Genomic DNA, 19,691 nt, shown 5'->3' with positions numbered 1-19,691 from the left:
CGATAGACGAGGGTAGCGAGTCTATCGGTGTTCGATCTGGCTGAATAAGCCGGATCGAACCGGCGAATCTCCGATTCGACTCGTTCGACGAAGCGTAACGGAGTGAAACGAATCGTCGAGCCAGCAAATCTCCCGATTTGTATTGTTTGACGAGGCGTAGCGAGTCTGTCGATTTTCGACGAAGCCAGAATTCCGTCGAGGCAACAAGTCTCTGATATATACTGTTTGAAAAAGCTCGAGGACCCACCACTTCAGCGGAGAGTCGGTGATGCTGACCGTCTGAAGAGAGAATTTTCGAGTGCTGGTACCGCTGCCAGCACCATCCGAAGCGATCCTCCGAGAATACTTCAGGGATCACGAGGGCACGGCAGAACGTTGAATGCCACACTATGAAGTGACACCGCCGCCGGACCGGATCGCCGATCGTGTACAGATCCGCTCTGGTTTCACCACGGAACGGGGAGAAGTGATCCGATTCATGGTACAACTCGAATACTGGTATGAAGGAAAGTGGACGCCGGTCGTTCGGTACGATCACGACCGTTATGCAGACGGCGGCCACGACATCACCGAGGAAGGACTGCACGTGGACATCTATCGCAACGGAGAGAAAGTGGACGTGAAGGGCATCTCTGGCCCGATTCCAGCCGACGAGGGATTCGACTACGCCGAAGACGACTTACGTGAGAACGTGCAACGATACATCAAGAGGTTCGAGCAATGGCACGACATCAGGAACGGGAGCAACCTGTGAGCGACGAAGAACTCGATGCGATGCCCGACCGTATCAGTGACCACTTCGACCGCGTTCGGGAGGCACTCGACGAGTCGATCGAAGACGAGTAGCTCCGTTTCAAACGTCCTCTCTTCTCGGTGCCACGAGAGCAAAGACACCTCTTCGAACGGAGACACCGACCTCGGCACCTTTTTGCGCGCACCACCCCGACTCACCGCCATGGTTTCGGAGCTGTTCGACCCCGACGCGTGGGAGGCTATCGACCGTTTTGACTTCTCGGACATCACCTACCACCGGGCGACGGAGACGGGTGCAGTCCGCATCGGCTTCGACCGCCCCGAGGTCCGCAACGCCTTCCGCCCGGAGACGGTCGACGAACTGTCGACGGCGCTGGATCACGCCAAGCGCCTGACCGACGTTGGGTGCGTGTTGCTGACCGGTAACGGCCCGTCGCCGAAAGACGGCGGCTGGGCGTTCTGTTCCGGCGGCGATCAGTCGATCCGAGGGGAGTCGGGTTACGAATACGATGCAGATGCCGACATCGGCGCAGACGACGCTCCCGACAACGTCGGCCGCCTCCACATCCTCGAAGTCCAGCGCCAGATCAGACACATCCCCAAGCCCGTCGTCGCCGTCGTACCGGGGTGGGCCGTCGGCGGCGGCCACTCGCTGCACGTCGTCTGTGACATGACCATCGCCAGCGCCGAGCACGCGAAGTTCCTCCAGACCGACCCCGACGTGGGAAGCTTCGACGGCGGCTTCGGCTCTGCCTATCTCGCCAAGCAGGTCGGCCAGAAGAAAGCACGCGAAATCTTCTTTCTCGGGAAGACCTACGATGCCGCCGAGGCGGCCGATATGGGGATGGTCAACGAGGCCGTGCCCCACGAGGAACTGGAAGCGACGGCCCTCGACTGGGCCGAGCGCATGAACGGTAAGTCACCCACCGCGATGCGGATGCTGAAGTTCGGCTTCAACGCGACCGACGACGGAATGGTGGGCCAGCAGGTGTTCGCCGGCGAAGCGACGCGACTGGCGTACATGACCGACGAGGCCCAAGAGGGGCGAGACGCGTTCAACGAAGGGCGCGACCCCGACTTCGACGACTACCCCTGGCACTATTAGCTCGGGTCAGAGTTCGCGAGCAGACGGGAGCGCTCAGAACAGTGCGAGACCGACGCTGTAGGGCCACGTCGCACCGGCGAGTGCGGCGAAGGCCAGCGCACCGCCCGCGCCGAACAGATTCTTGAGGAAACTCGTCATCTCGTTTTGCTGTTCCTCGGGGTCGTCGACCGACCAGAAGTCGTGGAACAGGACAGCCGACGCCAGCAGGAAGAGAGCGAGCGCGAACCCGGACAGCACCGGGAACGCACCGGCGGCGATGCCGAGCCCGGCGAAAACGAGCAGGCCGCCGGAGGCAAGCACCGAGAGTTTCGGGGCCGGGGCGCCCTTGAACTGCGCGTAGCCGACCATGTCCTCGGTGTTCATGAAGTGGTTCAGGCCCATGAACGCGAGCACGCCGCCAAACAGGAGGCGAGCGAGCAGGAACACCTCGGCGCTGCCGGTCGCCGCGAACAGGTCTGTCTGGAGTGGAATCATGCGTTCACCGTGACAGTACGTTTCGTCTGGTTAGCTGCTTTCATTACGTTACTACCTTGGCGGGACGCCTTTATATCGATTTGGCGACACGACAGTTACCAGGTGACAGCGATGCCACGCGGGGACACGCGTGCCGGCACAGCGGTGGCGAGAACCACAGTCGCTTTGGGTCTCCCAGCCCGAGAATACGCCAATGAGTACGGCGACAGCGGACGTTTCGAAACGGCGAGCCTGGGTGATGGCTGCCCGGCCACAGACGTTGCCAGCAGGGTCGGCCCCGGTCATCGTGGGTGGCGGACTGGCGCTGCACGACGGTGTCTTCGCACCGTTGCCGTGGGTGGCCGCGCTGGTGGGCGCGTTGCTCATCCAGATCGGGACGAACTTCGCGAACGACTACTACGACGCCGTCAACGGGACGGACACCGAGGATCGCGAGGGGTTCACCAGAGTGACCGCTGGCGGTCTCATCCCGCCGGCGCAGGTCAAGTACGCGATGCTCGGGACCTACGGGCTTGCGGTCCTGCTCGGGAGCTACCTCGTCGCGGTCGGCGGAGTGCCGATCCTCGTCGTCGGCCTGACGAGCATCGCCGCGGGCATCCTCTACACCGGCGGTCCCTACCCCTACGGCTATCGCGGACTGGGCGATCTGTTCGTGTTCGTCTACTTCGGCGTCGTCGCCGTCACCGGGACGTACTACGTGCAGGCGGTCGCCGAGAGCGGCGTCGCGCTCTTTCCGATGTGGATTCCGAGCGGCGTCGATCTGGTGACGGCAGCGGTCGCGAGTCTCCCGGCCGCCGGTCTCTCGACGGCCATCCTCGTCGTGAACAACGTTCGTGATCGCGAGACCGACGCCGAGACCGGCAAGCGAACGCTCGCTGTCATGCTGGGCTATGGCTTCAGCCGAGTGGAGTTTCTCGCGATGGTCGGAATGGCCTACGTCGTGCCGATCCTGTTCGCCCTCGACGGGGGCTTCGGTCTCGCCGCGCTTGCCCCGCTGCTCACGCTGCCGCTCGCAGCGTCGGTCACCGAAACCGTCCTCGAACGGACCGACGGCGACGCACTGAACCCCGCGCTCGAACGGGTCGGCCAGACGCTGTTCGTCCACTCGCTCCTGTTCGCGGCCGGACTTGCCATCACAGGACTATGAGCTGTCGACGGTTCTCACTCCCGCTCGCGACGCCGCTGTCGACCGCTGACGGGTCGATCGAACGCCGGGAAGGGTTCGTCGTCCGGTTCGACCACCGTGGCGAGACGGGCATCGGCGAAGCGACGCCCCTCGCTGGATGGACCGAATCACTCGACGACTGTGAGCGTGCGATCGAACGGGCACTCGACACGTACGAAGACGACGGCCACAGCGCCGCACTGCTGGAACTGGACGCCGACGCTGTGCCGGCCGCCCGCCACGGCTTCGCGACGGCGTTGCTCGACGCCGACGCCCGCGCCGACGCCATTCCACTGGCCGAGTGGTTCGACGGGGACACCGAGACCGGGTCGGTGCCGGTCAACGGAACGATCGGCGACGGCGGCGTCGACGAGACGGTCGAAGCCGCCCGAGCGGCCGTCGACGACGGCTTTGGCTGCCTGAAACTGAAAGTCGGTGCCCGCGACCTGTCGACCGATCTCGACCGCGTCGCCGCGGTCCGGGCGGCCGTCGGCACCGACGTGACGCTTCGAGTCGACGCCAACGGCGCGTGGGACCGTGAGACGGCGGCCGAGGCCGTCGACGGACTCGCCGACCGCGATGTCGAGTACGTCGAACAGCCGCTGCCGGCCGACGACCTCGACGGACATGCGGACCTTCGCAATCGAGGCGTCGAAATCGCACTCGACGAGGCGCTGCGTGCCCACGGCGCTGCCGAAGTCCTTCGCTCTGGGGTTGCCGACGTGCTCGTCCTCAAGCCGATGGTCGTCGGCGGCCCGGGCAACGCCCACACGCTGGCGATGCGAGCGCGAGACGCGGGCATCGAGCCGGTGATCACGACGACCGTCGACGGCGTCGTCGCCCGGACTGCGGCCGTCCACGTCGCAGCGGCGATCCCGGCCGTTCGCCCCTGTGGACTCGCCACGGCGAGCTATCTGGCCGACGATCTGGCCGACGACCCGGCACCGGTCAGCGACGGCCGCATGGCGGTCCCCGACGGCCCGGGACTCGGTCTCGACCCCGAGGAGGTGTCGCCGTGACACTCCCGTCGCCCGCGGCGTGGCCGGTCGACGATCCGCTGCCAGCGGAATCGGCCGACGTACTCCGGGAGCGTGCCGAGTCGACGCCGGAAGCGACGGCCCTCGTCGATACGGACAGTAGTCGTTCGATGACCTACGCACAGGTCGACCGGCGGGTCGACGACTGGAGCGCAGCGCTCGCGTCGGCGGTGACCACAGAGTCAGAACGGATCGGTCTCGCGCTTCCGACCGGTCTCCGGTTCGCGACGGCGTACGTCGCCGTCATACGGCACAACTGGACCGCCGTCCCGCTGAATCTCCGGGCGGACGAGGCGACCGTCGAACGGCAGGCGTCCGCGGCCGACCTCGACGCGGTGCTGTGTACCGGTGCGACTGTCGCCTTCGCTCGCGCGGTCGCGCCGACTGACGCGGTGATCCTGTCGGTCGACGGTGCAGACGGCGCTGGCGTCACGGCCTTCGACCCGGACGCGAGCGCAGTCGCGGACGACGCCGTGGGCGACACTGCCGACCGGGAGACCGAGCGGCTCGTCCTCTTTACCTCGGGGACGACCGGCGACCCGAAAGGCGTCCGGCTGACGCGTGGGAATCTGCTTGCCAGCGCCGTCGGCTCTGCCTTTCGACTCGGCGTCGAATCCGGCGACCGCTGGCTCGTCTGCCTCCCGATGTGCCACATGGGCGGACTCGCACCGCTCGTCCGGTCGACGCTGTACGGGACGACGACCGTCCTGCAGTCGGAGTTCGACGCGGGCGCGACCGCGACGGTGCTCGACGAGTACGGCGTGACCGGCGTCTCGCTCGTGCCGACACAGCTCACGCGACTGCTCGACGCGGGGTGGACGCCCTCGGACACGCTTCGGTTCGTCCTGCTCGGGGGCGCGCCGGCACGCCCTGAACTGATCGAACGCTGTCGAGCGGCCGGCGTTCCGGTGTATCCGACCTACGGCACGACCGAGACAGCCTCACAGATCACGACCGCGACACCCGAGGAGGCGTTCGCCGATCCGGCGACGGTCGGTCGGCCACTCCGCGGGACGAGCGTGGCCGTCCTCGACGACGGGAGCGACTGTGAGCCGGGAACGACGGGCGAACTCGTCATCGCCGGGCCGACCGTGACGCCGGGCTACCTCGACGACGCCCAGACTGCCGCGGCCATCGACGACCGCGGCTTTCACACCGGCGACGTGGGCTATCGGGACCCAGAGGGGCGATACGTCGTCGCCGGTCGCGTCGACGACCGAATCGTCACCGGCGGCGAGAACGTCCAGCCGGCGATGGTCGTGCAGGCTCTCGAAGCACAGGACGAGGTCGCGGCTGCCGCAGTCGTCGGCATCCCGGACCCTGAGTGGGGCGAGCGCGTGGCTGCGGCCGTCGTCCCAGCGACCGACGGCTGCACGCCCGAGACCGTCCGAACGGCGGCGAGTGAGCGACTCGCGGACTTCGCCGTCCCCAAAACGATCGAACTGGTCGAGGCGCTCCCACGGACGGCGTCGGGGACCGTCGAGAGAGCGCAGGTGCGCGAGATGCTCGCTAACTCCGAATCTTGACGACGCCGGCCCCGAACACCGTGTCGTTCGGAACGATGTACTCCTCGCCGTCGCTCTCGATGTGGGTGACGAAGATGTCGACTTCCTGAACGATCCCCTGCTGGTCGTCGATCCGTATCTCGTCGCCGATACTGTATGGCTGGGTCAAGACGAGATACAGTCCGGCCGCGCCGGCCGAAAGGAGATTCTTGAACGCAAGCCCACAGAGGAAGACGAGTCCGAAGGCGTAGGCCGCGAGCAGGATCAGGAGTGCGGCCGTCGCGACACCCAGTTGCCCGAGCGCGACCAGTGCGGCGAGGAAGACGATACTGTACTTCACGAGCGTCGGCAGCAGTTCGGCCTGTGGCAACTTGACGCTGCGAAGCTTCTCGCTGACCGAGAGCTTCGCCTTGTCCCCGGCGATCAGCCCGACGATCAGCGCGAAGACGGCGACAAAGAGATTCGGCAGGAACGTGACGAACCGCGACCAAAACGAGATGTCCCGAAACAACTGCGAGACGTTCAGCGCGAGCAAGATCGCACCGATGTACACGAAGATGGCGGCGAGTGTCGCGATCAGGCCGATCGTCGACGTACCAAAGCGCTGTGTCGTCCGCTCGAACGGCGTCCCCTCGACGGCTTCCTGAACACCGGCATCACGGAGGAAGTAGTACGTGTATCGCCAGACGAGATAGGAGAGCAACACGCCAGTGACGAGGATGCCGACCGCCACTGCGAAGGCCGCCTCCTGAGAGAACAGTTTGCGGATCAAATCCGGCCAGTTGAACTGCATCAGTACTCCTCCGGATCGACTTCGAGAATGATTTCACCGCCTTTGAACGCCCGAACTAGCCCGTCACTCTCCGAGAGGACGATGGCGATGGCGTTCGTATCACGCGTGACCGCCCCCGCCGCCATGTGGCGCGCGCCCAGTCCCTTCGGAATGTCGACGCCCTCTGCAGAGGGTTCGAGGTAGCGATAGGCCGAGACGATCTTGCCGGCGTCCGAGATCACGAACGCCCCGTCGAGCCGAGAGAACTCCTTGAGCATCACGTTCACGATCGGATCGCCCACATGGACGTGTGACTTCTCGAAGGGATTGTACGAGAGCGGACGGGACTTGTTCATCACCTTGCCCGCGTCGCCGACGACGAACAGCGCGCCGACCGGCTTGCCTTTCTGGCCCTTTTTGCCGAGTTCGACCGCGACTTCCAGCACGTCGCGGATCACTGCCGGCTCCGCCCGCGAATTGACGAACAGGTCGTACACCCCGGAGGCCGAGAACTCGCCGACCTGAATCCGAAGGAGCGAGTCCGAAGCGTCGTCGAACACGTCCGCGACACAGACGACGGTGGCGTCCTCGTCGACGAACTCCTGTTCGAGTGCACCCTCGACTCCGAAACGGACACGGCCAGCCAGATCGGTAAATTCGAGCGGTAGCTCGACGAAATCCGGCGCGTCCACCGTGTTCTCGGACGCGACGACGACCACGTCGACGTCCTCGTCCGCGAACGACTGGTACAGTGACGCACTCGGCGCGAACAGAAACACCGCGTCGGTGTCGGCAACGATGTCGTCGAAGAACTCACGCAACGCGCTCATCATCCGAGGTTCAGCGCGGCCCCTCAAAAAGGTTTGCTGGCCGTCAGACGCCTGTGGGGTAGTCGTCAGTCACTCATCGAGAACGTGTCAGTTCGTCTGCGAGTGTCGCGACCCGGTCGCGCACAGTGGCGCGGTCGACGCCCGCACGCTCGGCCAGCGCCAGCGCACCACCCATTCCGACGCCTTCTTTGGCCTCACCAGCCTCGAACCGCTCCATCACCACGTGATCGCCCGCGTCGAACGCGGGATCTGTCACCGTCAAATCGAGGTCGAGGTCGGACGCCAGTGTTCGCAGTTCCGCCGACGGATCACGATCGACGTACGCTGTCGTCGCGAGCGACAGCGGCCCTTCGACACCCGCGTGTCGGACGAGTGCCCCGACGGCGGCCATCTGAGTGCCACCAGCGAGCATCACCGCTCGGTCGGACTCTATCGCACCGATCGCGATCCCGGCGGCGACGGCGAGTACGGGATCACCCATCCGACGAACCGCTCGCTTTGGCTGGCCCGCTGCATCACCCGGTGCCAGTGCACTCGCCGCTAGCCCCTCCTCGACGACAGAGCGCTCCTGTTCGATTGGGTTCTCTGGCAACGACGACGACACCGCACCACGCTCGCCCAGCGCACGGAGCACCCCGAGCGCCGTCGTCGTCCCCCCGGGGATCGACTCGCCCAGCATAACCTCGTCCGCGGGCAGTACACGCCCAAACTGGCGTGCCGCTTCGAACGCACCGGGCGCGGACGACACCGGATCTTGGTCCCGGATATCGGCCCCCGGGTGTGCGCCGACCGACACCGTCGGCGCACCGCTTGGCTTCGCCAGTCCACCGTCGACGACCGTCACGTCGAGATTCAATAGCTCGACGACCGCCCGCGTGACGACCGCCGGTGTGAGACAGCCAGTCGGACTCTGTGGCACTGCCGGCGCTCTGAGTAGCCCGCCGTACCTGAGAATCTCGGCGTCCGCCGCCGGGGTGTGCGCGACGAGCGCACCATCCGCACCCGCCCCAGAGAGCCCGTCGATTTCGGCCGTCCGTGTCGATCCGCCCACGAGAACGAACCGCGTGCCGCCGCTTCCGTTCATACGCGTGGCGGCGTCCCTCGACACCTTCAACACGTCGATCCCGAGGACGCCCCAACCATTTATTGCCAGCCCACCCCCTCCACCGGTATGGAAGATTTCGACGAACTCGTCTCGTCGCTCACGCCACGAGAGGACAACGAAGCCATCTCGTCGTATCAGAACACGACGGCCGTCGCGTGCCCGGCCTGCGAACAGCCGTTCGACGACATGGTCGTCTGCAAGAACGAGCACACGTCACTGAACCTCGATATGGAACTGGACCTCTGTACGACGATCCACGACGGCAACGTCGTGCTGTTCACGCACAAACCCTGACCGACCGACGCGTCACCGGGACAGCATCCCCACCCGTCACTTCGCTCCACGTCGCTACGAATTGCAGGTCTCCAAATCAGGTCCTGCTCTTCGCTCATCGTGTGGAGGGATGCGACGACCAGAGGCTCTGGTGACTGTCTTCAGATCCCACTTGAACGACTCTTAGCCACGGTTCCCATTGTTTGATAACGGTCCCGGGAAGCTATTTGTATTATCAATAAACTTTACATATGACACTCGTTGTTCCGTTCGATGGCTCGGACCTCGCTGAGGCGGCACTCGTTCGCGCAACAGAGTTCGGGAACGTCTTCGACGAGGACGTACTGGCTGTCAGCGTCATCCCACAGGGAGCCACCGACTATGCCAGAAAACGCGGTTGGATCAAGCAGAACGAAGAATTCGATATGAACACCGTTGTCTCAAGATTACACGAACAAGTGACCAACTTAGCGCCGAGTGCAGATTTCAGACATAAAGTTGTCGGTCGTCGTGCACCATCTGGCTCTATAGCAAAACGTCTGCGAAGAGTGGCGCGAGAAGAAGACGCCTCGATGGTCTTCCTCGGCAGTGAGAATGCCGGTCATCTCGTTTCTGCGGTAGGGAGCGTCGGGTCGACTGTTGCGGCTGATGACGCCTACGATGTCGTCATCGTTCGCGATCGGACTCCCAGCAAGATTGCCAAATTAAAAGCTGCCTCGCCACACGAACGCTCGAAGTCGGATTTTTATGTTACAGAGTGAACGACGACCCAGGCACTATCGTGAAGTTGTCATGAGGGCAGATCACTCACCCGCTAGAATCCGAAGTTTGTGTATGATTGCTGCTGCTCGCGGGCTTGCTCGCAGCATCAATGCGCGGGACCGGATTTGAACCGGAAGAAGACTCGCTCCGCTCGTCTTCTGGGGCTCAAATCCGGTCCTGCTCCTTCCTTCGTTTTCTCGCTACGCTCGAAAAACTCAGTCAGTGCGCGGGACCGGATTTGAACCGGAGTCAGACGTGCTCACTTCGCTGCGCGCGACTGACGGGATACAAATCCGCTCGTCTGATTGCTGCTGCTCGCGGGCTTGCTCGCAGCAGCAATGCGCGGGACCGGATTTGAACCGGCGGACCCCTACGGGATAGCGTCCTAAGCGCTACGCCTTTTCCTGGCTTGGCTACCCGCGCTCATACGGAAAGTTGTAGATCTTTCCCGGATCGACCGCACACATCGTGCAGTCGGTCCGAGTGAACGGCTACAACTTTTCGTATCAGTTTGGCGTATTCCCGACCGCTTCAAGTACTTATCGCTCTCCGATGCGGTCCCTGATGGCGTCGGCGAGGGCATCGGGGTCGTCGAGACGGTCGACGACAGCGAGTTCGTCGTCGACGGCGATGGTCCCAGACTCGATCACGTCGGCACAGATGCCGCCGCGTTCCTCCCGGAGGGCGCGGGCGACCCCGTCTTCGTCGGCGACTTCCTCGACGTGGGCACAGGGCGGGCGTCGGCGCGTTCCCTCGAAGACGGCGTCGCCGATCCGAAAGCGGGTGTCGAGCAGGTCGACCACGTCGACGCCGTCGACGACGACGTTGCGGCGGTGGCGACCGTCGAACAGATCGATGTCGAACGCTCGTCGGATGTGGGTGAGCGCCGAGCGTGAGACGAGCGTCACCTGACACACGTCGTACGGCGCGTAGTGGCCGGTCCCCGTCGCGTACCGGTCACCGCGGAGTCCCGCGTCGGCGATGGCCTCGACATGGTCGTGAGATTCCATCGGCGCACCACCCTCTGGGGCAGTCCAAAGCTGTGTGACAGTCGGCATAGGTGACGTTGGCACGGGTCGCTCATAGCTTCGCCGACGAGCGTTTAAGACCGATGGAGAACAAGCGCTGGGTATGTACCGTGCGAGCGACCGGCGGGAACACGAAGCGTGGTTAGAGAAACTCGAAGCAGCGGCGGACCGACTGGACCTCGAGAGTACCGCCCGGTCGCGGGCGATTGACCTCTTCCTCTCCTCGATGCCGGTCGACGAAGAGCGATCCAAGCGGGCGGTGATGGCGTCGAGTCTCTACGTCGGCGCGCTGGTGAGTGGACAGGAACGATCACAGCGGATGGTCGCCGACGCGACGGACGTATCTCGGCTGACGATCCAGCAACGGTGGAAACCACTCCTCGAAGAGGCGGGTCTGGACGCGCCAGACTGGTGATTACATCCGTTCCGCGCGGCCGTCACTCTCGGGCGTGACGGTGCCGTGTTCGTCGATCTCGCCGCGGACGATTCGGGTACTGGAAATGATGTCCCCGTCGTCGGCGTGGACGTGGGGTACGACTTCGATTTCGAGTGGGTCGTCGCCGTTGTCCGTTCGGATCTCGTTGATACGCTTGCCGCCGGTCTCGGTCTCCGGGGAGACGACGAGCACCTCGAACTGGGACTCGGTCGCGATCCCCGTCGGCTCCGTCAGTTCGCGGATCTCGTAGGCGCGGTCGTACTCGGTGGCGAACCGTTCGAGTTCCGAGTCCAGATCCGCACGGCGTTCCGAGAACGATCTGATGTGTCGGTCCGCGTGACGGGTGTTTCGCGCGAGATCGTCGCTGGTCAGTCCAACCGTTACGTCGCCGAGTTCGAACGCACGCTCGAACAACGCACGATGCCCATCGTGTATCGGATCGAACGTCCCGCCCAGCGCGACCTTCATACAACGGGCCAGAACGTCTCCGGGTTTATGGGCTTCGACTCCGGCAGTCCAACGAATCGATCACACACACCGTCGATCACTCCTCGGTGTCGTCGGGTTCGTCGCCGGCCGCCGAGTCCGCCGGTGTGTCGTCACCGGTCGCACCGTCCTCGGCCTCGCCGCCGTCGTCCGTCTCCTCGCTCACACTGATCGTGACTGGCTCTGATTCGGCCTCGGTGTGCTCGTCGCGGTCACCGAGATAGCGATCCAGATTGAACACGGTGTTCAGTTCGGACTGCACGTCGTCGACCACTTCACCGACCAGTTCGCTCGGCGCGATAGCAGCGTACTCGTAGGGGTTGTTGCCGGCACCACTGTTCTCGCGTTTCTTGCGCGTCACTTTCCCCTCGTCGTGGAGTCCGGCCAGGGCTTCGCGGACAGTGCTCGGATACAGGCCCGTTCCGTCTGCGATCTCCTCGCTCGTGCTGTCGGGCCGCTGCCGGAGGTGGACGTAGATCCGGGCGCGTGTCTCCGTGTCGAGCACCCACGAGAGGAGATCGACGATCCCCTCGTCGAACGATTCGACGGCGCGGTCTGCCTCCTGTTCGAGGCGCTCACGCACGTCTACATCGTCGCTGAGTGGGTCTTCGTCGGTGTCGTCGAACGGATCGTCACCGAACGGGTCCTCGCCGAAGCCGTCGTCCGTGTCGTCGGGAGTCTCGTCATCAGTCATGTCCTTTCTAGAAGGACGGAAGTCCCTGTTTCACAAAAACCCTTGCTTCGGGGCGGAGTTCGATTACCACCGAGCATTACTGACTTAAAGAGCGGTCGAAACCCCGTCCTGTTATCGACGGTGAAACGGCTCGGTAGCTATTTACCCTCCTGAGAGCAATATAGCAACAGCGGTGTGGCATGGGATGATACACCGCAGGTGGTCTTCGATCGGAGTGGTGATCCGATCGGCACCGGGACGCCCACTCTGGGCGCGACGGCTGGGGACTGGGGGGTGGGACCCTACTTCGTTCGGAGAACGAGATCGTCAGCGAGCGCAGCGACGCCGTCTTCACGGCGGAGTCGTCGTTGTCGCGTCGCACCGCTCGGAGCGTCGTAGAGGTCTTTGAGACCGTCGATTCCGAGTCGATCACATTCTCTGTCGACGAGTGTGCCAAGCGACGCCGTCGAGCCGTCACGAGTCAGCAGTGACGCGTCGTGGCCGTGGCGAATCGCTCGCCACTTGTTTTCGTCGAGGTACTCACGACGCATCGCGGTGTTTTGCTCGCCATCCTCGTATCGGTCGGCCATCGACTCGACCAGCGCGTGGACGTACTCGACGAACGCGAGGACGTACTCGGGGTCGCGCTGTCCGTCCGGGGTCCGTACCTCGACGGTGCCGTGGCCCGAGTGGGGGCGCACGTCGAACCAGAGTTCGCCGCGGTCGTCGATGCTGTCGGTCTCCACCATTCGCCGTTCGAAGCGCTCGAAGGCTCCGTAGTCGTCGAACGCCGTCGGCATACCGGTGTTTGGCAGCCCCTCGAATATCTTCGCGCGGGCAGAGGCAAGCCCGGTATCGAAGCCGTTCCAGTACGGCGAGTTCGCCGACAGTGCGAGCATGAGCGGGAGATGCCACCGGAGTTCGTTGGCGATCCAGACGGCCTTGTCGGCGTCGTCGACACCGACGTGGACGTGCAGGCCCGCCGTGGTATTACGATGCTGTGGATACTGGATTCGGTCGAGCTGTGCCCTGTAGCGTGGCTTCTGGGCGTGTTCGAGTTCGCGCCACTTCGCCAGTGGATGTAGCCCTGCGGCTGCGATCTGAAACCCGTTCGCGTCGGCGTGTTCGACGAGGGCGTTCCTGACTGAGTGCAATGCCTCACGGGCGTCCGTGAGTCCGTCGAGCGTCGGCGTCTGGGTCTCGACGACGGTCTTGAACAGTTCGTGGTCGAGGCGTCCGTCGAGAATCGCCGGTGGCTCGCTCTCGTAGACCAGTTCGTCAGACCCCGAGGTCGGCCGACCGTAGTCGTCGACGACGTAGAACTCCTCCTCGATACCGAGGGTACCCATCCGGTCGAACGCTGCCGCGGAACCCGTCTCCTCCATCGATCTGGTTGTCGGTTGCCCAGCGTTAAAACGTTCCGTCACGGCCCAGCGTCGCGCCTCGATCCTATCGCGGCCGGGCGACGACGCCGAGGTGATCGTCGTGGTACGGCCCAAGCGGTTCGGTCGACAGCAGCTCGTACTCGGATTCGAGCGTGTCCAGCACGTCTTCGAAGACCGTCTCGGGATCGGCGGTCACGTCCTCGCTGCGGGCCTTGATCGCGAGCAACAGGCGTCCGTCCGCACGGAGGAACTGAGCGTTTCGGTTCGCCACGAGCGCCTGTCCGCGGGTCGCAACGTCCTGAACGATCACGTCGACCGGTTCGACGACGTGGGCGTAGGTCTCTGGCTTGCGGGCGTCCTTGAGGAGCGGCAAAAGGTTCCCGCGCGGCTCGGCGGCGTCCAGCAGGTCCCGGACGGGTCGGGGCGCGAACTCGACGGCGTAGGTCGGGCCGGCGAAGTCCGCGACGTGGCTCACGGTGGTCCCGGCGGCGGCACCGAGATAGAGGACCGTCTCGCTCCCGTCGAGACCCGTCTCCATCCCGTGTTCGAGCATCGCGCCGAGTTTCGAGCGGTGGGGGTCCCAGCGTCGCCAGTCGCCGTCCGTCGCTTCACCGTACACTGGCTCTCCGCGGGTCGCCAGTCCGGTCTCGGAGCCGAAGGCGTGACGCTCGACGCCGTCGGGAAGCGTCATTCCGCACCCTCCGTGCGAGCCTGAATCGTCTCGATCCGCTCGTTCAGGTCGGCCTGTAGTTCCGGTCGCAGATCACCGCTGTAGTGGTCGACGCGCGCCGCGATAGAGAGCTTCCCGGCCAGCGCGCGGGCGGCCGATCCGCGGTTATCTGGATGCGTGCCGCGAACTGCTTCGTGCGTGAAGATGATCCCGTGTTTCGGTGAGGGAGCGTTGCCCCGGAGGTGTGCGAACAGCGCGTCCTCGGCACCGAGGACCTGCACAGTGCCACTCGGCTTCTTGGCGAGCGATTCGAGACCACCGGCCAGCGAGAGTAGTCGTGCGGTCAACACCGGCCCGGCGAGCGCCGAGAGGTTCGGTGCGACTTCGGGTGCGGTCTGGTCGATGTAGGCGCGCAGGCGCTCTGCTTCCTCGTCGAGGTCGACGACGCGCTGGGCGAGCGACTGCAGGCCAACGCCGGCCGCGTCAGTCCCGTCAGCAGCCGCCAGTTCACGGGCGTAGTCGATGCCGCTCCCGGCGTCGGTCGAGCGGCTCTCACCCCACTCCGCGACACGCTCGGCGAGTTCGTTGGCCGTTCGCTCGCAGTCTGCCATCGCTCGTACCGCGTGGACCAGCTGTCGGTCGTCCGCACCCTCCCGGGCCGCGACGGCAGCCTCGGTGGCCGCCATCGTCGCGTCGTGCAAGCGCTCGTAGTACGCCGTCGCATCGTCGGCGTACCCCTCCTCGATCGCGATTTCGGGCCAGTCCGCTGGCCGCGCTGTGCTCCCGTCACGGATCGCGGCAGCCGCTCCGTCGAGGTCGTCGGGGTCCAGTCCGTCGAACCACCCGTCGGTCATACCACTGCTTGCAGGGCGGCCGCGTTAAAGGGCGCGATCACGCTATCGGACGACTGCTAGCAAACATCTCACTATATTTATATACTTACGGAGACAATTATAGGGTGTTATGCGAGAACGCATCGACCCCTTCGAGCAGATGGACCGAATGTTAGACCAGATGCGGCGCGGTCTCTGGACAGGCTACGGCGGTCCCGACACTGCCCAGTTCGGTGTGTGGCGGCCTACGGATCTCCCTGCGGGGCGTGACGAGATGAGCAGTGGTGACGGTATCGAGGCCGTCGACCGGACGGGTGGCGACCACGCGCTGACGCTCGACCACACCGACGACGGCTTCGTCGTGCTGGCTGACCTCCCCGGCTTCGAGAAGTCGGAGATCGACCTCACTTTCGAGGAGGGCGTCCTCGCGATCAGTGGCACCCACGAGGTCACCGACGACCACAGTGCACGAAGCCGTACGGTCCGCGAATCGGTTCGAGTGCCCGGAGAGGTACTGGTCGAGGACATCAGCGCCACGTACCAGAACGGCGTCCTCGAAGTGACGCTCCCACTCGACGAGGGTCACGCGACCGACGACCACCGCATCGACATCGAATAGCTGACATTCTTCGCAGGCACCGGGCGATTTCTTCGTGGGAAATAAACGGAAGTCAACGGGAACGGTCGAGAACCTCGACCCCGTTACACCCCCTTATTTATATGATGGTCGACCGTGTACATTCGTCACATGGTAGGGTCTCGATCTGAGCCGGCGTGGCGAACGGCGGAGCGAGAGTACACGGACGAAGTGATCGGCGATACGACGGTCCCGGAGTTGTTCGAGGCGAGTGCCGACCGGAACGCGAATCGGTCGGCACAGCTATACAAGGGTGGTGTCTACGAGCGCTCGCTCACGCCGAGCGTGATCCCTGCCGCACCGGAGGGTGCGTACGCCTCGATCACCTACGACGAGATGCAATCGATCGTGCGCCATCTGGCCGCCGGATTCCGCGAACTCGGCGTGGACCACGACACACGTGTCGGTATCTTTTCCAGTACCCGGATGGAGTGGGCACAGTCCGACTTCGCCGCACTCACTGCCGGCGCGATCGTGACCACGGTCTACACCGAATCCTCACCCAGACAGGTGCAGTATCTCCTGAGCGACCCCGGCGCGGACGGCGTCGTCGTCGAGAACGCCGCGTTGCTCGACCGTGTGCTCGATGTCGAGGATCGGCTGGGCCTCGAATTTATCGTCGTCATGGACGAGTACGAGACCGACCGTGACGACATCTACACACTGGGTGAACTCCACGACCTCGGACAGAGCGTCTACGACGACGCGAGCTATCGGTCGTGGCTCGAAGAACGCTCGCCCGACGACCTGGCGAGCCTGATCTACACCTCCGGGACGACCGGCCAGCCCAAGGGAGTGAAACTGACCCACCGAAACTTTCGCTCGAACGTGAATCAGGTGTACAGACGGCTCGCACCCCGCCCCGACAAGGACCCGGACATGCCGACGTTGTCACCGGAGACGACATCCATGGCGTTTCTCCCGCTCGCGCACGTTTTCGAACGGCTCGCAGGACACTTCGTCATGTTCGGCGTCGGAGCGGCGGTGGCCTACGTCGAGGACCCCGATACGATGGCCGACGACATCAAACTCATCAAGCCCGACACCGGCGCGTCCGTGCCACGAGTCTACGAGCGAATCTTCGACCGAATGCGCGAGCAGGCCAGCGAGTCGCCGATCAAACAGCGCATCTTCGAGTGGTCGGTCGAGGTGGCCCGCGAATGGGCCAGAACTGACGACCCGGGTGTCGGCCTGCGATTGAAACACGCCATCGGCGACCGTCTCGTCTACAGCCAGCTCCGGGAGAACCTCGGCGGGAACATCGACTTCATGGTCAGTGGCGGGGGCAGCCTCGCGAAAGAACTCTGCGAGACGTTCCTCGGCATGGACTTCAAGATCGTCGAGGGATACGGTCTCACCGAGACCGCCCCCGTCGTCACGGTCAATCCGCCCGAAGACGTTCGCCCCGGCACGCTCGGCGTGCCCGTCGTCGACGAAGAGGTCAAGCTCGACACGCACGTCGTCGATCAGGACGACTTCGACACCAGTCGCGATGTCGGCGAACTGCTGGTACGGGGCCCAAACGTGTCGACCGGCTACTGGAACCGCGAAAAAGAGACCGCTCAGTCGTTCAGCGACGACGGCTGGTTCCGCACGGGCGACATCGTCGAACGGACCGAGGACGACTTCCTCATCTACCACGACCGACTCAAGGAAGTGATCGTCCTCTCGACGGGCAAGAACGTCGCTCCCCAGCCGATCGAAGACGAGTTCTCGACGAGCGACCGCGTCGCACAGGCGATGGTCGTCGGCGACGACCAGAAGTTCGTCGCCGCGCTGTTCGTCCCGAACTTCGAGCAACTCCGCAAGTGGGCCGACCGCGAGGGGATCGACCTCCCGGCGACGGAAGCCGAGATGTGCGACGACGAGCGAGTCCGCGAGTGGATTCAGGAGGACGTCGACGAGGTCAACGAGGACCTAGAGAAAATCGAGACCATCAAAGCCTTCGAACTCGTCCCCCGCGAGTGGACCGCCGAGAACGACCTGCTGACGCCGTCGATGAAGAAGAAGCGACGTAACATCACGAAGGCGTTCGAGGAGCGCCTCGACGATATTTACGGTGAAGCGGCGACCGCCGACGACTGATCGGTCCTGACGCCGGCCCCGCTTCGTACCGTCGGCCATAGACTACCGAAGGGGTTCGCCACCGCGAGGTGGCGGCTCTCTTCGTGAAGTGACAGCCAGCAGTCTCAGCTAGGCCGACGACCCGTCCAGACCGACCATCGGTGCCGGATAGTCGATCCCAATTTCGATGCCGTATTCGGCCTGTTCTTGCTCGCTCATCGCCCACGGTCTGTGGGCGTACTCCGGCGGGAGTCCGTCGAGTTCGGGACACCAGTGGGTGACGTACTCGGCGTCGGGATCGTACCGGTCTGCCTGCCACAGCACGTCGAAGGAGCGGTCGCGCGAGTCGTTCCCGACCCCCGCCTGATAGGCCCAGTTACACCAGTTCGAGGCCACGTCGTAGTCGACCAGTCGCGCCTCGAAGTACGCCGCGCCCAGCCGCCAGTCGATGCGGAGATTGTTCGCGAGAAAGGAGGCGACGTTCTGGCGTCCGCGATTGCTCATGTATCCCGTCGCGTTCAGTTCACGCATGTTGGCGTCGACGAAGGGGATACCGGTCTCCCCGGCCGCCCACCGCTCGAACTGCTCGCGATCCCGTCGCCACGTGATGTCGTCGCGCTCCCTGATCCCGCCGGGCTGGAACCACTTCCGGCCGTACTTTTCGAGCTGGAACTGGAAGAAGTCCCGCCACGTGAGTTCGAACCGGAGCCAGTACGTCGAGTCGTTCTCGATGCGTTCTCGTTCGTACTCCCGGATCGCCGCGTCGATCCGGCGCGGCGAGAGACAGCCGAGTGCGAGCCACGGCGAAAACTTCGTCGAGTAGTCGCGTCCGAGGAGACCGTTGCGGGTCTCGCGGTACTCTCGAAGCCGGTCGCGGTCCCAGACGTACTCCTCGACCCGCTCCAGCCCGGCCGACTCACCGCCGGTCCAGTCGAGGACCCCACGCTCGTCGACGACGGCGTCGTCCGTCTCGAAACCGAAGGTCGACAGCGTCGGCAGCCGTCCCGGATCGATCTGCTCGCCGTCGACGGCCGCGGGTGTCGGCACGTCGACCGGAGTAGGCACCGGCTCACGGACCGTCGTCTTCGCTTCCGTTCGGTCTTTCCACGGCGTGAACGTGTCTTCGATCTCGTCGACCGGCCGCGGAAGGTCGTCCCGGTGATACAGCGTGTGCGTCCAGAACGACCGGAGGACGACGCCGCCGTCGGCGAGCGCCCCACGAACACGGCCCGCCTCGCCGCGTTCCTCCGTGCCCGGAAGGTCCTGCCAGTAGACGGCGTCGGCGTCGAACTGCGCGGCGACTTCTGGAACGACCTGCCCGGGATCACCCTGCCGGACGAACAGACCGCTACCCCGCTCGCGCAGCGATTCGCGGAGGTCTGCGAGGCTCTCGATCAGGAACTGTGCACGGTAGGGGCCGACCTTGTCGAGCCCGAACATGCCGTCGCTGGTCAGTCGGTCGGGCACGCAGTACAGCGGGATCACTTCGTCGGCGTCCGCAATAGCCTGACGCAGGGTGGGGTTGTCGTGACAGCGCAGATCACGACGGAACCAGACGACGATGGTGTTCATATCGATACGTCGGGCCGCGTCGGCCTGAGTACGATGGATAACAGCGTAGGTATTCGGTCGGAACGAGTGATAAGAACCGGCACGGGGTCGGCGTTCGGTCGTCCGCTCAGTCGTCGAGGTTCCGCC

General features: G+C 64.4%; 21 protein-coding genes and 1 tRNA gene. 10 read left to right on the top strand and 12 right to left on the bottom strand.

Features of this window, described 5'->3' with window-relative positions:
• Positions 1-379: 379 nt before the first annotated feature.
• A complete protein-coding gene (locus AC5FRW_RS12415; RefSeq protein WP_493568776.1) occupies positions 380-754 on the top strand; it encodes a DUF7718 family protein in 375 nt (124 codons plus the stop codon).
• A 201-nt stretch (positions 755-955) separates the two neighbouring features.
• Positions 956-1,858, top strand: coding sequence for a 1,4-dihydroxy-2-naphthoyl-CoA synthase (locus tag AC5FRW_RS12410; RefSeq protein ID WP_493568775.1), 903 nt, complete (start codon positions 956-958; stop codon positions 1,856-1,858).
• Between the two features lie 33 nt (positions 1,859-1,891).
• Here AC5FRW_RS12410 and AC5FRW_RS12405 read toward each other — a convergent pair whose 3' ends face one another.
• Positions 1,892-2,332 carry a DoxX family protein gene (locus AC5FRW_RS12405; protein ID WP_493568774.1) on the bottom strand — a complete coding sequence of 147 codons (441 nt, stop codon included), beginning with the start codon at positions 2,330-2,332 and terminating at the stop codon, positions 1,892-1,894.
• A gap of 193 nt (positions 2,333-2,525) precedes the next feature.
• Between AC5FRW_RS12405 and AC5FRW_RS12400 the strand changes: the two genes are divergently transcribed.
• From AC5FRW_RS12400 to AC5FRW_RS12390, 3 genes are read left to right on the top strand one after another with little or no spacing between them, the layout of a single operon-like run.
• On the top strand, positions 2,526-3,479 hold the full coding sequence (locus AC5FRW_RS12400) for a 1,4-dihydroxy-2-naphthoate polyprenyltransferase (protein WP_493568773.1): 954 nt from the start codon (positions 2,526-2,528) through the stop codon (positions 3,477-3,479).
• Entirely contained in the window at positions 3,476-4,516 is a 1,041-nt protein-coding gene (gene menC / locus AC5FRW_RS12395; protein ID WP_493568772.1) for an o-succinylbenzoate synthase, read from the top strand. Before AC5FRW_RS12400 ends, menC begins: the two co-directional genes overlap by 4 nt.
• A complete protein-coding gene (locus AC5FRW_RS12390) occupies positions 4,513-6,060 on the top strand; it encodes a class I adenylate-forming enzyme family protein (RefSeq protein ID WP_493568771.1) in 1,548 nt (515 codons plus the stop codon). Before menC ends, AC5FRW_RS12390 begins: the two co-directional genes overlap by 4 nt.
• On the opposite strand, the gene AC5FRW_RS12385 is transcribed toward AC5FRW_RS12390, so the two are convergent.
• From AC5FRW_RS12385 to AC5FRW_RS12375, 3 genes are all read right to left on the bottom strand, one after another.
• Entirely contained in the window at positions 6,044-6,832 is a 789-nt protein-coding gene (locus tag AC5FRW_RS12385; protein WP_493568770.1) for a mechanosensitive ion channel domain-containing protein, read from the bottom strand. The genes AC5FRW_RS12390 and AC5FRW_RS12385 overlap by 17 nt on opposite strands.
• Complete coding sequence (gene dacZ, locus AC5FRW_RS12380) at positions 6,832-7,641, bottom strand: diadenylate cyclase DacZ (protein WP_493568769.1); 810 nt, start codon at positions 7,639-7,641, stop codon at positions 6,832-6,834. The genes AC5FRW_RS12385 and dacZ overlap by 1 nt, the downstream gene beginning before the upstream one ends.
• Before the next feature lie 73 nt (positions 7,642-7,714).
• Complete coding sequence (locus AC5FRW_RS12375) at positions 7,715-8,725, bottom strand: nicotinate-nucleotide--dimethylbenzimidazole phosphoribosyltransferase (protein WP_493568768.1); 1,011 nt, start codon at positions 8,723-8,725, stop codon at positions 7,715-7,717.
• A gap of 87 nt (positions 8,726-8,812) precedes the next feature.
• On the opposite strand from AC5FRW_RS12375, the gene AC5FRW_RS12370 reads away from it, so the two are divergent.
• Positions 8,813-9,040: a DUF7385 family protein gene (locus AC5FRW_RS12370; protein WP_493568767.1), complete on the top strand. Its 228-nt coding sequence runs from the start codon at positions 8,813-8,815 to the stop codon at positions 9,038-9,040.
• A 230-nt stretch (positions 9,041-9,270) separates the two neighbouring features.
• The gene (locus AC5FRW_RS12365; protein WP_493568766.1) at positions 9,271-9,780 is read left to right on the top strand and encodes a universal stress protein; all 510 of its coding nucleotides are present in this window, start codon (positions 9,271-9,273) and stop codon (positions 9,778-9,780) included.
• A 340-nt stretch (positions 9,781-10,120) separates the two neighbouring features.
• On the opposite strand, the gene AC5FRW_RS12360 is transcribed toward AC5FRW_RS12365, so the two are convergent.
• Both AC5FRW_RS12360 and AC5FRW_RS12355 read right to left on the bottom strand, forming a co-directional pair.
• Positions 10,121-10,204, bottom strand: a tRNA-Leu gene (locus AC5FRW_RS12360).
• Positions 10,205-10,320: 116 nt separating this feature from the next.
• Positions 10,321-10,839, bottom strand: a complete 519-nt coding sequence (locus AC5FRW_RS12355) for an MOSC domain-containing protein (protein ID WP_493568765.1) — start codon at positions 10,837-10,839, stop codon at positions 10,321-10,323.
• Positions 10,840-10,912: 73 nt separating this feature from the next.
• Here AC5FRW_RS12355 and AC5FRW_RS12350 point away from each other — a divergent pair, with 73 nt between their 5' ends.
• Complete coding sequence (locus AC5FRW_RS12350) at positions 10,913-11,224, top strand: transcription initiation factor IIB family protein (protein WP_493568764.1); 312 nt, start codon at positions 10,913-10,915, stop codon at positions 11,222-11,224.
• On the opposite strand, the gene AC5FRW_RS12345 is transcribed toward AC5FRW_RS12350, so the two are convergent.
• The 5 genes from AC5FRW_RS12345 to AC5FRW_RS12325 all read right to left on the bottom strand — a co-directional run bounded on the left by AC5FRW_RS12345 (position 11,225) and on the right by AC5FRW_RS12325 (position 15,313).
• The gene (locus AC5FRW_RS12345; RefSeq protein ID WP_493568763.1) at positions 11,225-11,713 is read right to left on the bottom strand and encodes a phosphopantetheine adenylyltransferase; all 489 of its coding nucleotides are present in this window, start codon (positions 11,711-11,713) and stop codon (positions 11,225-11,227) included. It lies immediately after the preceding gene.
• Between the two features lie 76 nt (positions 11,714-11,789).
• Positions 11,790-12,425: a helix-turn-helix domain-containing protein gene (locus AC5FRW_RS12340; protein ID WP_493568762.1), complete on the bottom strand. Its 636-nt coding sequence runs from the start codon at positions 12,423-12,425 to the stop codon at positions 11,790-11,792.
• A 281-nt stretch (positions 12,426-12,706) separates the two neighbouring features.
• Complete coding sequence (locus AC5FRW_RS12335) at positions 12,707-13,789, bottom strand: glutamate--cysteine ligase (RefSeq protein ID WP_493568761.1); 1,083 nt, start codon at positions 13,787-13,789, stop codon at positions 12,707-12,709.
• Positions 13,790-13,853: 64 nt separating this feature from the next.
• The gene (locus AC5FRW_RS12330; RefSeq protein WP_493568760.1) at positions 13,854-14,480 is read right to left on the bottom strand and encodes a fibrillarin-like rRNA/tRNA 2'-O-methyltransferase; all 627 of its coding nucleotides are present in this window, start codon (positions 14,478-14,480) and stop codon (positions 13,854-13,856) included.
• A complete protein-coding gene (locus AC5FRW_RS12325; protein WP_493568759.1) occupies positions 14,477-15,313 on the bottom strand; it encodes an NOP5/NOP56 family protein in 837 nt (278 codons plus the stop codon). Before AC5FRW_RS12325 ends, AC5FRW_RS12330 begins: the two co-directional genes overlap by 4 nt.
• 109 nt (positions 15,314-15,422) lie before the next feature.
• On the opposite strand from AC5FRW_RS12325, the gene AC5FRW_RS12320 reads away from it, so the two are divergent.
• Both AC5FRW_RS12320 and AC5FRW_RS12315 read left to right on the top strand, forming a co-directional pair.
• On the top strand, positions 15,423-15,911 hold the full coding sequence (locus AC5FRW_RS12320) for an Hsp20/alpha crystallin family protein (protein WP_493568758.1): 489 nt from the start codon (positions 15,423-15,425) through the stop codon (positions 15,909-15,911).
• A gap of 129 nt (positions 15,912-16,040) precedes the next feature.
• Positions 16,041-18,014, top strand: coding sequence for an AMP-dependent synthetase/ligase (locus AC5FRW_RS12315; protein ID WP_493568757.1), 1,974 nt, complete (start codon positions 16,041-16,043; stop codon positions 18,012-18,014).
• Between the two features lie 108 nt (positions 18,015-18,122).
• Here the strand turns inward: AC5FRW_RS12315 and AC5FRW_RS12310 are convergent, their stop codons facing one another.
• Entirely contained in the window at positions 18,123-19,565 is a 1,443-nt protein-coding gene (locus AC5FRW_RS12310) for a DASH family cryptochrome (protein WP_493568756.1), read from the bottom strand.
• Between the last annotated feature and the right edge of the window lie 126 nt (positions 19,566-19,691).

The sequence above is a fragment of the Halomicrobium sp. HArcht3-1 genome (genome assembly GCF_058933345.1).
The sequence above is the reverse complement of the archived record's forward strand: the minus strand, read 5'-3'. Positions and strand labels throughout refer to the sequence as shown.

Excerpts from the sequence above, each read along its gene's own strand:
- AC5FRW_RS12415 (WP_493568776.1), top strand. The coding sequence starts at position 380 with ATGCCACACTATGAAGTGACACCGCCGCCGGACCGGATCGCCGATCGT.
- AC5FRW_RS12410 (WP_493568775.1), top strand. The coding sequence starts at position 956 with ATGGTTTCGGAGCTGTTCGACCCCGACGCGTGGGAGGCTATCGACCGT.
- AC5FRW_RS12405 (WP_493568774.1), bottom strand. The coding sequence starts at position 2,332 with ATGATTCCACTCCAGACAGACCTGTTCGCGGCGACCGGCAGCGCCGAG.
- AC5FRW_RS12400 (WP_493568773.1), top strand. The coding sequence starts at position 2,526 with ATGAGTACGGCGACAGCGGACGTTTCGAAACGGCGAGCCTGGGTGATG.
- menC (WP_493568772.1), top strand. The coding sequence starts at position 3,476 with ATGAGCTGTCGACGGTTCTCACTCCCGCTCGCGACGCCGCTGTCGACC.
- AC5FRW_RS12385 (WP_493568770.1), bottom strand. The coding sequence starts at position 6,832 with ATGCAGTTCAACTGGCCGGATTTGATCCGCAAACTGTTCTCTCAGGAG.
- dacZ (WP_493568769.1), bottom strand. The coding sequence starts at position 7,641 with ATGAGCGCGTTGCGTGAGTTCTTCGACGACATCGTTGCCGACACCGAC.
- AC5FRW_RS12375 (WP_493568768.1), bottom strand. The coding sequence starts at position 8,725 with ATGAACGGAAGCGGCGGCACGCGGTTCGTTCTCGTGGGCGGATCGACA.
- AC5FRW_RS12370 (WP_493568767.1), top strand. The coding sequence starts at position 8,813 with ATGGAAGATTTCGACGAACTCGTCTCGTCGCTCACGCCACGAGAGGAC.
- AC5FRW_RS12365 (WP_493568766.1), top strand. The coding sequence starts at position 9,271 with ATGACACTCGTTGTTCCGTTCGATGGCTCGGACCTCGCTGAGGCGGCA.
- AC5FRW_RS12355 (WP_493568765.1), bottom strand. The coding sequence starts at position 10,839 with ATGCCGACTGTCACACAGCTTTGGACTGCCCCAGAGGGTGGTGCGCCG.
- AC5FRW_RS12350 (WP_493568764.1), top strand. The coding sequence starts at position 10,913 with ATGTACCGTGCGAGCGACCGGCGGGAACACGAAGCGTGGTTAGAGAAA.
- AC5FRW_RS12345 (WP_493568763.1), bottom strand. The coding sequence starts at position 11,713 with ATGAAGGTCGCGCTGGGCGGGACGTTCGATCCGATACACGATGGGCAT.
- AC5FRW_RS12340 (WP_493568762.1), bottom strand. The coding sequence starts at position 12,425 with ATGACTGATGACGAGACTCCCGACGACACGGACGACGGCTTCGGCGAG.
- AC5FRW_RS12335 (WP_493568761.1), bottom strand. The coding sequence starts at position 13,789 with ATGGAGGAGACGGGTTCCGCGGCAGCGTTCGACCGGATGGGTACCCTC.
- AC5FRW_RS12330 (WP_493568760.1), bottom strand. The coding sequence starts at position 14,480 with ATGACGCTTCCCGACGGCGTCGAGCGTCACGCCTTCGGCTCCGAGACC.
- AC5FRW_RS12325 (WP_493568759.1), bottom strand. The coding sequence starts at position 15,313 with ATGACCGACGGGTGGTTCGACGGACTGGACCCCGACGACCTCGACGGA.
- AC5FRW_RS12320 (WP_493568758.1), top strand. The coding sequence starts at position 15,423 with ATGCGAGAACGCATCGACCCCTTCGAGCAGATGGACCGAATGTTAGAC.
- AC5FRW_RS12315 (WP_493568757.1), top strand. The coding sequence starts at position 16,041 with ATGGTAGGGTCTCGATCTGAGCCGGCGTGGCGAACGGCGGAGCGAGAG.
- AC5FRW_RS12310 (WP_493568756.1), bottom strand. The coding sequence starts at position 19,565 with ATGAACACCATCGTCGTCTGGTTCCGTCGTGATCTGCGCTGTCACGAC.